At 70.0% G+C, this 15,201-nt stretch carries 10 protein-coding genes; 7 read left to right on the top strand and 3 right to left on the bottom strand.

Annotated features, from left to right (window positions below):
- Positions 1 to 68: 68 nt before the first annotated feature.
- The 5 genes from xylB (at position 69) to adh (ending at position 6,633) form a co-directional block, all read left to right on the top strand.
- Positions 69 to 1,514, top strand: a complete 1,446-nt coding sequence (gene xylB / locus ABZ098_RS37390; RefSeq protein ID WP_356598207.1) for a xylulokinase — start codon at positions 69 to 71, stop codon at positions 1,512 to 1,514.
- A gap of 7 nt (positions 1,515 to 1,521) precedes the next feature.
- Positions 1,522 to 2,730: an ROK family transcriptional regulator gene (locus ABZ098_RS37385; RefSeq protein WP_356598206.1), complete on the top strand. Its 1,209-nt coding sequence runs from the start codon at positions 1,522 to 1,524 to the stop codon at positions 2,728 to 2,730.
- 343 nt (positions 2,731 to 3,073) lie between these two features.
- Positions 3,074 to 3,673, top strand: a complete 600-nt coding sequence (locus ABZ098_RS37380) for a peptidoglycan recognition family protein (protein WP_356598205.1) — start codon at positions 3,074 to 3,076, stop codon at positions 3,671 to 3,673.
- Between the two features lie 99 nt (positions 3,674 to 3,772).
- On the top strand, positions 3,773 to 5,053 hold the full coding sequence (locus tag ABZ098_RS37375; RefSeq protein WP_356598204.1) for a GAF domain-containing protein: 1,281 nt from the start codon (positions 3,773 to 3,775) through the stop codon (positions 5,051 to 5,053).
- Between the two features lie 56 nt (positions 5,054 to 5,109).
- Positions 5,110 to 6,633, top strand: coding sequence for an aldehyde dehydrogenase (adh, locus tag ABZ098_RS37370; protein ID WP_356598203.1), 1,524 nt, complete (start codon positions 5,110 to 5,112; stop codon positions 6,631 to 6,633).
- A 463-nt stretch (positions 6,634 to 7,096) separates the two neighbouring features.
- Here adh and ABZ098_RS37365 read toward each other — a convergent pair whose 3' ends face one another.
- From ABZ098_RS37365 to ABZ098_RS37355, 3 genes are all read right to left on the bottom strand, one after another.
- The gene (locus tag ABZ098_RS37365; protein ID WP_356598202.1) at positions 7,097 to 8,044 is read right to left on the bottom strand and encodes a hypothetical protein; all 948 of its coding nucleotides are present in this window, start codon (positions 8,042 to 8,044) and stop codon (positions 7,097 to 7,099) included.
- Positions 8,045 to 8,470: 426 nt separating this feature from the next.
- Positions 8,471 to 9,778 carry an RICIN domain-containing protein gene (locus ABZ098_RS37360; protein ID WP_356598349.1) on the bottom strand — a complete coding sequence of 436 codons (1,308 nt, stop codon included), beginning with the start codon at positions 9,776 to 9,778 and terminating at the stop codon, positions 8,471 to 8,473.
- A gap of 100 nt (positions 9,779 to 9,878) precedes the next feature.
- Complete coding sequence (locus ABZ098_RS37355) at positions 9,879 to 11,309, bottom strand: endo-1,4-beta-xylanase (RefSeq protein ID WP_356598201.1); 1,431 nt, start codon at positions 11,307 to 11,309, stop codon at positions 9,879 to 9,881.
- Positions 11,310 to 11,750: 441 nt separating this feature from the next.
- Between ABZ098_RS37355 and ABZ098_RS37350 the strand changes: the two genes are divergently transcribed.
- Both ABZ098_RS37350 and ABZ098_RS37345 read left to right on the top strand, forming a co-directional pair.
- Positions 11,751 to 13,223, top strand: a complete 1,473-nt coding sequence (locus tag ABZ098_RS37350; RefSeq protein WP_356598200.1) for a non-reducing end alpha-L-arabinofuranosidase family hydrolase — start codon at positions 11,751 to 11,753, stop codon at positions 13,221 to 13,223.
- Between the two features lie 468 nt (positions 13,224 to 13,691).
- Positions 13,692 to 15,032: a hypothetical protein gene (locus tag ABZ098_RS37345; RefSeq protein ID WP_356598199.1), complete on the top strand. Its 1,341-nt coding sequence runs from the start codon at positions 13,692 to 13,694 to the stop codon at positions 15,030 to 15,032.
- Positions 15,033 to 15,201 lie beyond the last annotated feature (169 nt).

Genomic DNA, 15,201 nt, shown 5'->3' with positions numbered 1-15,201 from the left:
GGGTGGAGACATCGGCCGCATCAAGATCATGAGCCGCGCACACAGGCCGCGCGAAAAGGGAGAGCCCGATGTCAGCAGCCGAGGGTCCGCTCGTCGTCGGCGTGGACACGTCGACCCAGTCCACCAAGGCGCTGGTGGTCGACGCGGCCACCGGCCGGGTCGTCGCGCGGGGCCAGGCGCCGCACACCGTGTCCTCCGGGGCCGGCCGGGAGAGCGACCCGCGCCAGTGGTGGGACGCGCTGTCCGAGGCCCTGCGCCAGTGCGGGGACGCCGCACGGGAGGCCGCCGCGGTGTCGATCGGCGGCCAGCAGCACGGCCTGGTCACGCTGGACGAGCGAGGCGAGCCGGTGCGCCCGGCCATGCTCTGGAACGACGTGCGCTCCGCGCCGCAGGCCCGGCGCCTCATCGAGGAGCTGGGCGGCCCGAAGGCCTGGGCGGAGCGGACCGGAAGCGTGCCGGGCGCCTCCTTCACGGTGACGAAGTGGGCCTGGCTCGCCGAGCACGAGCCGGAGGCCCTGCGCGCGACCAAGGCCGTCCGCCTGCCCCACGACTACCTCACCGAGCGGCTCACCGGGGAGGGCACCACGGACCGCGGCGACGCCTCCGGCACCGGCTGGTGGGCGTCCGCGACGGAGTCGTACGACAGCGAGATCCTGGCGCACGTGGGCCTCGACCCCGCGCTGCTCCCCCGCGTGGTGCGGCCCGGCGAAGTGGCCGGCACCGTGCGCGACGGCCATGACCTGCCGTTCTCCAAGGGCACCCTGGTCGCCCCCGGCACCGGCGACAACGCGGCCGCCGCCCTTGGTCTCGGGCTGCGTCCCGGGACGCCGGTGATGAGCCTGGGCACCTCCGGCACGGTCTACGCCGTGTCCAAGCACCGCCCCGCAGACCCGACCGGCACCGTCGCGGGCTTCGCCGACGCCCACGGCGACTGGCTGCCGCTGGCCTGCACCCTGAACTGCACGCTCGCCGTCGACCGGGTCGCGGCCCTGCTGGGTCTGGACCGCGAGGCCGTCGAGCCGGTCTCCGGGGTCACACTGCTGCCCTACCTGGACGGCGAGCGCACCCCGAACCTGCCGAACGCCTCCGGGCTGCTGCACGGCCTGCGCCACGACACCACCGGCGGCCAGCTCCTCCAGGCCGCCTACGACGGTGCCGTACAGGCGTTGCTCGGGGCCCTGGACCTGGTGCTCGACGAGGACGCAGACCGTTCGACGCCGCTGCTGCTGATCGGCGGCGGCGCCCAGGGCACCGCCTGGCAGCAGACCGTACGACGGCTCTCAGGGCGTCCCGTCCAGGTGCCCGAGGCCAAGGAACTGGTCGCCCTCGGCGCCGCCGCCCAGGCCGCGGGGCTGCTCACCGGCGAGGACCCGGGTGCGGTCGCCCGGCGCTGGAACACCGCCGCGGGGCCGGTGCTGGAGGCCGTGGAGCGGGACGACGAGACGCTGGCCCGGATCGCCGGGGTACTCTCCGACGCGGTGCCGCTGCTGGAGCGGGGGACCTCTGGGGAGTGAGGGAGGCATGACCGCACCGCTGCACGACGCCCACCCGGCGGGGCCCGGGCGCGGCCTGCCCGACACCCAGCAGGGCATGCGCCGCCGCAACCTGGCCCGCGTGATGCACACCGTGAGCGCCGAGGGACCGCTGTCGCGTGCCGCGGTCGCCTCGCGCATCGGCCTGACCCGGGCCGCGGTGTCGACCCTCGTCGACGAGCTCATACGCTCGGGGCTGATCGAGGAGCTGGGTCCCGAGCGTCCCGGCCGGGTCGGAAGGCCGGGTTCCGCGCTCGCTGTCAGCGGGCGCGGGCCCGCCGGAATAGGCGCCGAGATCGGCGTGGACCACCTCGCGGTCTGCGCGGTGGACCTGCGCGGACAGGTTCGCTCGCGAGTGGTGCGATACGCCGCCAACCGGGGCCGCTCCCCCGAGCCGGTGATCGCCGAACTCACCTCGCTGGTACACCGGGTGGTGGCCGAGGCGGAGGGCGAGGGCCTGTGGCCCGCCGGCCTCGCGGTGGCGGTGCCCGGGCTGGTCGCCCGTGACGCCAGGACCGTCGTCCGCGCCCCGAACCTCGACTGGCAGGACACGGATCTGGGCACCCTGCTGCCCGAGGACTTCCCGCTGACCGTGGGCAACGAGGCCAACTTCGGCGCACTGGCCGAACTCTGGCTCGGCGACGGCACCCCCCACGACTTCCTGCACGTCTCGGCGGAGATCGGCATCGGCGCGGCACTGGTCGTGGACGGGCAACTGCTGCGCGGCACCCGCGGTTTCGCGGGCGAGCTCGGTCATGTCCCGGTCCGCCCGGACGGACCGGCGTGCCCGTGCGGCGGACGCGGCTGTCTGGAGCAGTACGCCGGCGAGGAAGCGGTGCTGCGGGCGGCCGGCCTGGAGCCGGGCGAGGACCGGGTCGGACTCCTCGCCCAGCACGCGGCGGACGGCGACGAGGCCGTACGAGGTGCCCTGTGCGAGGCCGGGCAGGCGCTCGGCATCGCGCTGACCGGGGCGGTCAACCTGCTGGACCCCGAAGCCGTGGTGCTCGGCGGTGCGCTGGCCGGGCTCGCGCCCTGGCTGCTGCCCTCCCTGCGGGACGAGCTGGCCCGGCGCACGGCCGGTCCGGCCTGCCCGGTGTCCGTGTCCGACCTGGGTTCCGAGGGACCGCTGCTCGGTGCCGCGCACTCCGTGGTGCGGGCCGTGCTGGACGACCCGGCGGCTGTCGGCGCACGCGCCTGAAGGTCCGTCAACTCACCCGGTCGAGTGAGCGGGTTGTCCACATTCCCGCCGTTGTCCACCGGAACGCCGGCGTCACCCCGCCGGACCGGCTCGGGCCGTAGCGTGATGCACACGAGGCACGCCGCTGCCACGGACGAACGGTCTTCGCGAGGCCCGGTCCGTCCGTGACGCCGACCGCACCAACGTCCCCTGTCCGTTCGCGACACCAACCACACCCACGCCACGGAGATCCGCCGGGAACGGCTGCCGGCGCGCGAGACTCACCGCGGAGCACCCGACCGGCTCCGTGAGACCGCGGTGATCCCGCATGCCTGAACGCCGCTGAGACGAAAGGCACTTGACCATGGAACGCGCCAGACCGCCACTCGACCGACGGCGGCTGCTGAAGGGGGCCGTCCTGGCCGCCGTACCATACGCGCTGCTTCCCGAGACGCGGGCCGGGGCCGCCCCGCAGCCCGTCGACCACCCGCTCGCCGAGTGGCAGCCTGCCACGTCGTCCAACCTCACGGCCTCGGACCGCCCCTGGTCCTACCGGGTGGACCGGGTGGTCATCCACGTCACCCAGACCTCCTACGCCGACGCCCTGGACATCTTCCGCGACCCGGCGAAGCAGGTGTCCGCCCACTACGTCGTGCGCTCGGCCGACGGTCATGTCGCGCAGTGCGTGCGGGAGGCGGACGTCGCCTGGCACGCTGGGAACTGGGACTACAACACCCGCAGCGTCGGCATCGAGCACGAGGGATGGGTGGACAAGCCCGCCTACTTCACCGAGGCCCTCTACCAGGAGTCCGCGAGGCTCACCGCGGGGATCTGCGGGAGGTACGGCATCCCCAGGGACCGCGCGCACATCATCGGGCACTACGAGGTGCCGGGCACGGACCACACCGACCCGGGGCCGTACTGGGACTGGGACCGTTACCTGCGCATGGTCGAAGCCGTGTGAGACGCGCGTACCGTCGGAGTGACGCCGGTCGAAGAGGTTGTTCGCGCGCGGACCGGGAGTGACGATGTCCCCAGCCGCATCGCGCACCGGGAGGCCGAGTTGACGGATCCATGGGTGGCTCTGGAGCCGGGGGCGGACCCTGCCGAGCGTGTCCGGCTGCTGCGACGCGCGCACGAGACGTTCACCGAGGCGGGCACGGTGCAGCGGCCGGTCCGTCCGGTGGTGGCCGACTCGTGGCTGCGTTCCGCGCGGGCCGGCGTCGGGCCCGACGGGACGGCGGACGTCGAACTAAGCGACGGGGACCTCGGTGCGTACCGGGCCGAACATCCGCTGGCCAAGGTCATGCCGCTGTTCCGTGAGCTGATGGGGACCTTCGCCTCCGACGGGGAGCACCTGCTCGCGGTGTGCGACGAACACGGCAGGCTGCTCTGGGTGGAGGGCCACACGAGGACCCGCCGTAGGGCCGAATGGATGAACTTCGTGCCGGGTGCGCGGTGGGCGGAGACCGCCGTCGGGACCAACGCTCCGGGTACGGCGGTCGCGGTGGACCGGCCGGTGCAGGTGTTCGCGGCGGAGCACTTCATCCGCCGGGTGCAGCCGTGGACGTGCGCGGCGGCGCCGGTGCACGATCCGCGGACCGGGCGGGTGCTGGGGGCCGTGGACATCACCGGCGGGGACGGGCTCGCGCATCCGCACAGCCTGGGCTTCGTCCAGGCGGTCGCGCGGGCCGCCGAGTCGCAGCTCACGCTGCTCCTCCCGCAGCAGCCGGTCACGGCCGGGCTCGAGCTGAGCGCACTGGGCCGGGACGAGGCGCTGCTGGCCGGGGGCGCCCGCAGGGTCAGGCTCAGCCGCAGGCACAGCGAGATCCTGGTGCTGCTGTCGAGGCACCCGGAGGGTCTGACCGGCGACGAGTTGTCGTGCGCGCTGTACGAGGACGAGTCGGTGACGCCGGTGACGCTGCGGGCCGAACTCGCCAGGCTGCGCCGGGTTCTGGGGCCCGGGTTGCTGGCGTCACGGCCGTACCGGCTGACGGTGCCCGTCGAGTCGGACGTGGCCGTCGTGGAACGGCGGCTGGAGAGCGGGGCCGTGACGGCGGCGGCGCGCGGGTACAGCGGTCCGCTGCTGCCGGCTTCGCAGGCCCCGGCGGTGGTGCGGCTCAGGCGGCGGGTCGCGGACGGGCTGCGGACGGCGTTGGTCGCCCGCCGGGACCCCGACCTGCTGGCGGACTGGGCACACGCGCCCTGGGGCGAGGACGACGTCGAGGTGTGGCGGGCGCTCGCGGTCGTACGGCCCACGCCGAGCGTGCGGGCCCGGCTGGCCGCGCTGGAGTCGGAGCTGGCCGCGCCGACGGCAACGTGGTTGCAACGTCCGCGCTCCTAGCCTCACCCGCAGAGCCGTCCAACGGCGGGCGGCGCTGCTGAAGGAGGCTGGCCAGCATGACCCGTTACGCGGCACCCGGCACCGAGGGCGCGATCGTCTCCTACCAGGCGCGCTACGACCACTTCATCGGTGGCGAGTACGTGCCGCCGGCGCGCGGGCAGTACTTCGAGAACCCGTCGCCGGTGAACGGGCAGCCGTTCACCGAGGTCGCGCGGGGCACCGCGGAGGACGTGGAACGGGCGCTGGACGCCGCGCACGCCGCCGCCCCGGGCTGGGGCCGGACCTCGGTGACCGAACGCTCGGACATCCTCCTCAAGATCGCCGACCGCATGGAGGCGAACCTGGAGAAGCTGGCCGTCGCGGAGAGCTGGGAGAACGGCAAGCCGGTGCGCGAGACGCTGGCGGCCGACATCCCCCTGGCCATCGACCACTTCCGGTACTTCGCGGGGGCGATCCGCGCGCAGGAGGGTTCGCTGGGCGAGCTCGACGACGACACGGTGGCGTACCACTTCCACGAGCCGCTCGGCGTCGTCGCGCAGATCATCCCGTGGAACTTCCCGATCCTGATGGCGGTGTGGAAGCTGGCCCCGGCCCTCGCGGCGGGCAACGCGGTCGTCATCAAGCCCGCCGAGCAGACCCCGGCGTCCATCCACTACTGGATGAGCCTGATCGCGGACCTGCTGCCGCCGGGCGTGGTGAACATCGTCAACGGCTTCGGCGTGGAGGCGGGCAAGCCGCTCGCGTCGAGCCCGCGGGTGGCCAAGGTGGCGTTCACCGGCGAGACCACCACGGGGCGGCTGATCATGCAGTACGCCTCGGAGAACATCAAGCCGGTCACCCTGGAACTCGGCGGCAAGTCGCCGAACATCTTCTTCGACGACGTCTGGGCGCGGGACGACGACTTCCGGGACAAGGCTCTCGAAGGGTTCACGATGTTCGCCCTGAACCAGGGCGAGGTCTGCACCTGCCCGTCCCGGGCGCTGATCCAGCGCGGCAACTACGCCGAGTTCCTCCAGGCGGCCGTCGCCCGCACCGAGCTCATCAGGCCGGGCCACCCTCTCGACACCGACACGATGATCGGCGCCCAGGCCTCCAACGACCAGCTGGAGAAGATCCTCTCCTACCTGGACGTCGGCCGCCAGGAGGGCGCGAAGGTCCTCACCGGTGGTGAACGCATCGAGTGCGACGGCGAGTTGAAGGGCGGCTACTACGTCCAGCCGACGATCTTCGAGGGCGACAACCGCATGCGGATCTTCCAGGAGGAGATCTTCGGCCCGGTCGTCTCGGTGACATCCTTCGACGACTTCGACGACGCCCTGAAGATCGCCAACGACACGCTGTACGGCCTCGGGGCGGGCGTGTGGACCCGGGACATGAACACCGCGTACCGGGCAGGGCGGGGAATCCAGGCGGGCCGCGTCTGGACCAACTGCTACCACGCGTACCCGGCGCACGCCGCGTTCGGCGGGTACAAGCAGTCGGGGATCGGGCGGGAGACGCACAAGATGATGCTGGAGCACTACCAGCAGACGAAGAACCTTCTTGTTTCCTACAGTCCGAAGAAACTCGGGTTCTTCTAGAGCCTGAAGTCGGTTGTCTGGAGACTCCGTTCCACTCCAGGCAACCCGACACAATTGCTACCCAATGCAATCAGTCGGGTCCTTCTCACTACTCTCGGTGGCCAGTGGAGTTCCACTCGGACCAGTCGCGGACCAAATTGTGCTCGAGAACGTCACCCCCCGCGAGCCGCTCGCTCATGAGCGCGGTGACCCGTCGAATGCCCGCAGGCAGCGCCCGAACCGCCAACAGAAGGCAGCAGAAATGGCCGGGCCCGCCGCAACGTAAGCCCGCCCCCCCCCCAAGCTCCCGGCGTGAACAGGACCGTTGTCAGTGAACGTCTTTCATCCTGTGGTCTGAAGAGTGAAACAGGCTGGTCAGCGTGGTGGTGACGTGGCGAAGCCCCTCGTCGCTAGCGCGAGCGCCATCACACGAAGGAGAGCGCGGGGCCCGCTCACCGGGCGGGTCCCCCGCATTTCGACTGGATCAATCGGTCAAGGACTGCCACCGGTCCTCCAGTGCGGGATCGATGCTGCTCAGCCATACCAAAGTCCCGCCGATCAGCCCCGGCTTGTCCCGCGCGGCCAGAGCCGGGGATTCCAGCATGTCGGCCATCTCTTCCAGATACGTGACCAGCGAGTCGCGTTCCTCATCAGGGGCTTCGTAGTAACGGGACCAGCGGCCCAGATAGCCGGTCGAGGCGTCCAGATACAGACCTGACGAGTCATCGGACGGGCCCAGTGCGACGACAGGAATCCAGGTCGCCTTCCACACCGTGATCCGTTCCTCTTCCGGGCGACCGGAGTTGAGGGCGTCCTCCGAGACCTGCGCGTCCCTCTTCATCCGGTAAAGGGCCCGCACAGCATCCAAGGTCATCAGGGCTTGGTTGCCCGGCAGGCATCCCCAGCCCTGCGCCCCGTCATCCCCTGCGGTCAGCAGCCACAGGGTGCGCAGCTCGACGGGAATCTGCGCCCCGAGATCGCTTTCCACAGCGGCGACGGCTGCGGAACTCGCGCCGGCCCGCAGAGCCGCGTAGGAGTCGGGGGCGTGGGTCTGGAGCCAATCGGTGATGCGGCGCCAGGCATCCGCCACCTCCCGGACGGTGACCGCCTCGGCACCGGATTCAACAGCCTGCTCCTGCTCTTGCTGTTCAGGTTCTTCGGGGCCGACTGTCGCGGGCTGCGCGAAGGAGGCAGGGGTCACGAATCGGATCTCGATCCGGTCCGGCTCACGAATGTAGCCAACGGCCAGGGCAGGGCAGTGTTCGAAGAGGTCGCCGTCGATCATCACGGTGAGGATGCCGGGCAGACTCGAGGGCTCACCCATATCCGGTTCATCCGCCAGCTGGCCGGCCAGGACCTTCAGCGCGTACGGCACGCCGTCCCCGAGCTGGGAGGCGGTCTCGCGGACGTGCGGAGGAATCTCGACGTTCACGGCCTAGAGCTCCTTGTAGGTCAGATGCGCGCAAAGGCACTGACACAGTAGACGCGGAAGTTGACGATAACTCAGACGTGCCCCGCCAACCGCGACAGGTTCAGCGTCGTACCACCGGTAAACCTCTCGCACCTATGCCAAGACCGAGCAACCGGGGCATGCCGTGTCTCCGCCCTGTCGCGGGGAGCCCCCGTTCCGATGCGACCAAGGATCCAAGATCCGGACCATTCGCGGACCAGGAAGCCGCTCACTGTCCCCTTCGAACGGCTTTCTGCAGGTCAGCAGCCTGGCAACGCTGTACCACCGGAAGACGAAGAACCTCCTTGTTTCCTACAGTCCGAAGAAACTCGGGTTCTTCTAGAGCTGCGAGTCGGAGTGGAGCCAGGGATCGATCCGGGCTCCACTCCGTGGTGCGGGCTTGGCGTGTCACTGGAACTGTGCGAAGAACCTCCAGATCTCTGCTTTGGTCCAGGTGGTGACGCCGCTTTCGCCGGTGGAGCCGTCGACCGGACCGGGTATGTGGCCTCCGTCGAACGCGGCCCATTGGACCGGGTATCCGGCACGGCAGCCCGAGTAGGTGGTGGTGATGTGTGTTCGGCTGCCCGGGGCGGGCTCGCGCGGGCTCTGGGAGGCGCAGCCGTTGTTGCGGACGAATGTGTCGCGCAGGGACCGTCCTTGCCCGATGTCGAGGACGTTGTCGCTGATGCCGTGGATCCCGAAGTAGGCGATGGGCTGGGTGCCGCCGCTGCATCCGCTGATCTGGGCGCCGGACATGACCGCGACGGCCCTGAAGACGTTGGCCCGGCTGCATGCGAGTGCGTAGCTCATACCGCCGCCCCAGCTGAAGCCCGTGGCGAAGCGCTGTGCCGGGTTGACACAGAGGCCGCCCTCGATGCGCCGGATCATGTCGTCGACGAACGTGACGTCCTCACCGCCAGAGTTGGCCCAGCCGTTGCCCAGGCCCTGGGGAGCGACGAGGATGGCGCTGTTGTTGGACTGTTCCTGCTGGCCGTAGTAGGACCAGGCGGTCCCGCTCGTGCCGCCCGAGGAGATCTCGCCGGCCGTTCCGCCCCGCCAGTGGAACGCGAAGATCAGCCGGTAGCGGTGGCTGTTGTCGTAGTTGGCGGGAACCCTGAGGATGAAGCTGCGGCTCTTGCCGCCGCTCTGAATCGTGTACGTCCCGCTCGCCAGGGTCGGGGCGCTGCCGCATCCACCCCCGCCACCACCACCGGACGACAGCTTGATCATCTGCCATTGCTGGTTGGCGCCGCCCCAGTCGGAGTACTGGACGACGTTGCCACCGTCGGCGGTGGAGGCTCCCTGCACCTCGACCGCCTTGCCGCTGGTGCGGTTGATCAGCCGGACGTGGCCCGCGTCGGAGTCGGCCAGGCGGAACTGCTGGTTGGCCCCGTTGTGGTCGGCCCACTGCTGGATCGCGGCACCGTCCGTGGTCGAGGAGCCGGCCACGTCGAGGACCTTGCCCGAATGGCGGGCCTTGAGGCGGTAGAAGCCGTCGCCGGAGTCCACGAACTGCCACTGCTGGTTGGCTCCGTCGCCGCGTGTCCACTGGCTGACCCGCGCGCCGTCGGCGGTGGAGGCGCCGGAGACGTCCAGCGCCTTGCCGCTGTTGCGATTGACCAGGACGTACCAGGCGTTGGTGTCCACCGTCGCCGCTTCGGCGGGCGCCGGATTCACCGCGGCGAGCATGCCGATCGCGAGGGTCAGCGCCACCAGGGCGGCGACCCGGGACCACCAGCGGTGTAATCGTGGAGGGGCGGAAGAAACCTCACCGTGGGTCTTCATCGATTCACCCTTTCGTTTGTGGCAGGTCCCCTCAGGTGCGGGTCCAGCGTTGGTTGCTGCCGTTCGAGCAGGCGTAGAGCTGGATTAGGGTGCCGTTGGCGGTGCCGGCCGCGACGGCGTCGAGGCAGAGGCCGGACTGGACGCCGACGATGGATCCGTCGGAGTTGAGGCGCCACTTCTGGTTGTCGCCGCCCCAGCAGCTGTAGATCTGGACCTTGGTGCCGTTGCCGGTGCCGGCGGCGTCCAGGCACTTGTTGCCGTAGACCCTGAGTTCACCGGCGGCGGTGTAGGTCCACTGCTGGTTGGTGCCGTTGTTGCAGTCCCACAGCTGGAGCTGGGTGCCGTCGGTGGTGCTGCTGCTGGGCACGTCCAGGCAGCGGCCCGACCCGACGCCCTTGACCTGTCCGGAACCCGAAGGGGGCGTGGTGGTGCCGCCGTTGAGTGCGTTGAGGACGGCGGTGTAGGCGGGCTTCTTGCTGCCGTCGCCGTTGAACAGCAGCGGCGTGTCCTGCGCTCGCCAGGAGTCGGTGTCGCGCACACCCCAGACGGTGATGCCGAGACAACGCGGGACGGCCAGGCAGTCGTTGGTCACGTTGGCGTAGGTCGTGGCCGAGGCACCCTGGATGTCGAGTTCGGTGATGGCCACGTCGACGCCGAGGGCGGCGAAGTTCTGCAGGGTGGTGCGGAAGTTGCTGTTGTAGGGGCTGCCGCTGTTGAAGTGCGACTGGAAACCGACGCAGTCGATCGGCACGCCGCGCTGCTTGAAGTCCCGGACCATGGCGTACACGCCCTGGGTCTTGGCCCAGGTCCAGTTCTCGATGTTGTAGTCGTTGTAGCAGAGCTTGGCGGCCGGGTCGGCGGCGCGCGCGGTGCGGAAGGCGACCTCGATCCAGTCGTTGCCGGTGCGTTGCAGGTTGGAGTCGCGCCGGCCTCCCGAATTACCGTCGGCGAAGGCCTCGTTCACGACGTCCCACTGGGCGATCTTGCCCTTGTAGTGGGCCATCACGCCGTTGATGTGGTCGATCATCGCCTGGCGCAGCGAGCCGCCGCTGAGGCTCTGCATCCAGCCGGGCTGCTGGGAGTGCCAGGCCAGGGTGTGACCGCGCACCTGCTTGCCGTTCTGCACCGCCCAGTTGTAGACGCGGTCACCGGCGGCGAAGTTGAACTGGCCCCGCTGCGGTTCGGTGGCGTCGATCTTCATCTCGTTCTCGGCCGTCACCGAGTTGAACTCACGGCCCGCGATGGTCGTGTACGCCGAGTCGCCCAGTCGGCCCGAGGCGATGGCGGTGCCGAAGTAGCGGCCGCTCTGCGCCGCCGCGGCGCCAAGCGTGCTCTCGGCGGCTTGTGCGGTCGGCGGCGCGACCAGTGCGGCGGCCACACCGAGGACGCCGACGACCAGCGCCCACAACAGGCCGCGGATCTTCCGGCGGACAACGGATCTGGGAAGGGCGTATGAGCCCATGACTGTGCCTCCAAGGTAGAAATCAAAGGGGAATACGTCGTCCGCTCCCACTCGGCAGAGGGACACGAACGCATGCGGGTACTCCATCGCGGCTCAGCCGGGGGACCGCGGATCTGTCGTGCAGCGCAGCTTGCTCAGTGCTGACGTGGTTCGAAAACTCGAACGATGGTCCGTTTCTCAGACAGGGATGATTGAGGTATTGACGATGACCCGTCAATACTCCTCGCAGAAAAAGTTTCGGCTCCTCGCCCGAAACATTTCGAATCTCCGGCGAGCCGGAGGAGTCCTCGACGTCGCCGTCGGCGCGCTGTTTATGGACAGATCGGTGACAGGGCTTGACCAGAGGGTCCCGCGTTTCTAGCTTGTGGCGGCGAAGCATCCGGAGAATTCTTCGAAACATTCGGGGGCACCCCCACCCCCGCCCCCAAAGGAGGCCCTCTGATGTGGTTTCGCCGCCCGTCCCCGGTCCGTCAAAGACGCTTACTCGCCGTCCTCGCGCCCTTGCTGCTCGTGGCCACCTTCCTCGGCGCCCAGCCGGCCGCAGCGGCGACCGTCGACCCCAACGCCTCGTACGTGCTGGTCAACCGCAACAGCGACAAGGCCCTGGACGTCTACAACCTGGCGACCAACGACGGCGCCCGCATCACCCAGTGGACCAGGAACGATCAGAACCAGCAGCAGTGGCAGTTCGTCGACTCCGGAGGCGGCTACTACCGGATCAAGTCCCGCCACTCGGGCAAGGTGCTGGACGTCCACAACTGGTCCACCGCGAACGGCGGCTCGATCGTCCAGTGGGCCGACCAGAACGCCACCAACCAGCAGTGGCGGCTGGCCGACAGCTCCGACGGCTACGTACGGCTCGTCTCGCGCCACAGCAACAAGGCCCTTGAGGTACAAGGCGCCTCCACCGCCGACAACGCGAACATCGTCCAGTACGACGACTGGGGCGGCACCAACCAGCAGTGGCAACTCGTCAAGGTCGGCGCCGACACCCCCGGCACGTGCGCTCTTCCGTCGACGTACCGCTGGACGTCGACCGGCGCCCTGGCGCAGCCCAAGCAGGGGTGGGTCTCGCTCAAGGACTTCACCGTCGTCCCCTACAACGGCAGGCAACTCGTCTACGCCACGACGCACGACACGGGGACGAAGTGGGGGTCGATGAACTTCGGCCTGTTCACCAACTGGTCGGAGATGGCCTCGGCCGGCCAGAACGCGATGTCGGCCTCCACCGTCGCGCCCACGCTCTTCTACTTCGCGCCGAAGAACATCTGGGTGCTCACCTACCAGTGGGGCGGAACCGCCTTCTCCTACCGGACGTCGAGCGACCCCACCAACCCGAACGGCTGGTCATCCCCGCAGGTGCTCTTCTCCGGAAGCATCGCCGGCTCCGGCACCGGACCCATCGACCAGACGCTCATCGGTGACGGGACGAACATGTACCTGTTCTTCGCCGGTGACAACGGCAAGATCTACCGGGCCAGTATGCCGATCGGGAACTTCCCGGGCAGCTTCGGCTCGACCTCGACAGTGATCATGAGCGATTCGACGAACAACCTGTTCGAGGCGCCGCAGGTCTACAAGCTGCAGGGCCAGAACCGCTACCTCATGATCGTCGAGGCGATCGGCTCGCAGGGCCACCGCTACTTCCGCTCGTTCACGGCCACCAGCCTGAACGGCTCGTGGACACCCCAGGCCGCGACGGAGAGCAATCCCTTCGCCGGCAAGGCCAACAGTGGCGCCACCTGGACCAACGACATCAGCCATGGCGAACTGATCCGCACCAGCCCCGATCAGACCATGACCGTCGATCCCTGCAACCTGCAGTTCCTCTACCAGGGACGCAGCCCCAACTCCGACGGCGTCGACTACGGCCTCCTGCCCTACCGGCCGGGTCTGCTGACCCTGCAACGCTGACGGCGCGACACGAGGTCCGGCTCTGCTACCGAGCCGGCGTGGCGGGCTCGGCGGCAGGCCGAGCCCGCGGTCCTTCTGAGGCGTGCCCCAAGTGGCTGGAACCCGGCTCCCGGCAGCACGCCGGCGCTGGCCATCCTGGGCGGGGAGACAGCGGCGTGGGAGCGGGGGCCGGCCGTGGATCAGCGCCAGGCGGGCGAAGCGGACGCGAGCGTCGGCGGAACGGCACGGACGACGGCGTGGAGTGTGCGGGCAGGGTGGCTGCTGCGCGCACACCGCTGCCACCATCAGAACCCGGCGGTACGTACGGGAGCATCGTTCACGGCCCTGCTCGGGGCCCGCGGAGGTGCGCTGGGTTCGGTCAGCGCGAGCACGGTATCGCGGTGGGAGAGCGGAAAGGTTCCCGTTCCGTTCGCGGCGGTTCGGGGATACGAGGAGGTCCTCGGGCTCAGCCCGTATGCCCTGGTGGCGGTGCTCGAGACCCTTGCCCGGTACCAGGGCGGTCCCGCCGCGGACACCTTCACGGCGAGCGCCGTGCGGCGGGTCGGCGCGGACGGCCTGCACACCCGGCGCGTGGATCTGCTGCTCGACAAGGCTCTCGACGGCGAACGGCTGACGGGTGGGGAATGGGACGAGCTGACCGCACGGCTGGTCAGCAGTCCGGTGCCCCTCTCACCGGCGCGCATCCGTCGTGCGGTCACCGAGCGCCTCCTGGAGGAGACGCTGGTGTCGGGGGGACTTCCCTGGATGCGCCGTTTCGAGAGTCTGAGCCGACTGCTCGCCGATCCCGCCTGGGCACCGGACACCGTGTCCGTGTGCGCGGACGTCGGTTCCCAGGCACACCACGCGGGACTGATCGAGGCCCTGTGCGCGCTGGACGGCAGCGGGCACCCGGACGCGGCCCGGCACGTTCTGCGACACCTGCGGGACCCGACGGACGACGACAGCTTCCACGGCGCGCTGATGGCCTGCGTACGCAAGGTGCAACGGCACCATTTCGGTCCGGACCAGTCGGCGGAGCTCCTGCACGTCATCGGCGATGTGCTCCGTGACCCCCGCGTCCAGCCCGAGACGGCCGAACTGGCCGCGGTCCTGCTCCCTCGATTACCCGCCCCGCCCCGCTATGCCGCCGCACTCTCGCGGGCCGCACGAGCCCGCGCCGAGACCCGGCACATCGCCGCCCACGGACTGCTGACCGACCCCGGCACGGCACGCGTCGCTGTCGCCCGTCTCCTCAGCCGCATGCCCGTGACCGGTGACCCACCGACGGTGGTCGCGGTATTGCGTGAGGTCGTTGACGACATCCTGCACCACCCTGTCTCGGATGTGCGGCTCTACAACGCGATGCTGTTGCGCGCCAGCCCTTACCGGGCGTCGCTGGCCGCCGCGCTCGCCGCCGAGCTGACGGCGCCCTCTGTCCTGCGGTCGGAACGGGCCGGACCGGTCCTGCACGCGCTGCGTGTGCTCGGCGGCCCCTCGCAACGCCCGGCGATAGCCCGGTTGACGATCGCCGAGGGCATGCCCTCGACCGTCGTACGGGCGGCGCTGCACGCGCTGGGCCACATTCCAGGGCGCAGCCCGGAGCACTACTGGCGTGCCGTCCTGCGTCGCCACACGGACCGGCACCCCCTCACGAGTGGCTCCGGCGGAAGGACGGAACTCAAGCGGCTGGTCTACGCGTTCGGCATGGCCGGCGAACTCCCTCTGCTGGCCCGTCTGTTGCACGAGGAGGCGGTCGAGGCTCCCGCCCGGGCCATGTCAGCGTGGTGGACCACGTTGCCTCAGCACGTCCGTGCAGGCGCCCTGAGCTGATTCCCCCTGCCGAGGGGAAGCCCGGATGTCCGCCGTACCACGTGGCGATGCCCTCGGCCGGCACGTTGCACCCGGGCCACGCCGATGCAACGCCCCCGGTCGGCCGGGCCGCACTCGCTTACAAAGGGAACCCGGCGCCGCCGACAGCAGCTCCGCACGCTGCCTCGTC

Origin of the sequence: Streptomyces sp. NPDC006335, from assembly GCF_040612795.1 — a bacterium.
GTDB lineage: Bacteria > Actinomycetota > Actinomycetes > Streptomycetales > Streptomycetaceae > Streptomyces.
The sequence above is the reverse complement of the archived record's forward strand: the minus strand, read 5'-3'. Positions and strand labels throughout refer to the sequence as shown.

Coding starts and splice junctions, on each gene's coding strand:
- xylB (WP_356598207.1), top strand. CDS start 69: ATGTCAGCAGCCGAGGGTCCGCTCGTCGTCGGCGTGGACACGTCGACC.
- ABZ098_RS37385 (WP_356598206.1), top strand. CDS start 1,522: ATGACCGCACCGCTGCACGACGCCCACCCGGCGGGGCCCGGGCGCGGC.
- ABZ098_RS37380 (WP_356598205.1), top strand. CDS start 3,074: ATGGAACGCGCCAGACCGCCACTCGACCGACGGCGGCTGCTGAAGGGG.
- adh (WP_356598203.1), top strand. CDS start 5,110: ATGACCCGTTACGCGGCACCCGGCACCGAGGGCGCGATCGTCTCCTAC.
- ABZ098_RS37355 (WP_356598201.1), bottom strand. CDS start 11,309: ATGGGCTCATACGCCCTTCCCAGATCCGTTGTCCGCCGGAAGATCCGC.
- ABZ098_RS37350 (WP_356598200.1), top strand. CDS start 11,751: ATGTGGTTTCGCCGCCCGTCCCCGGTCCGTCAAAGACGCTTACTCGCC.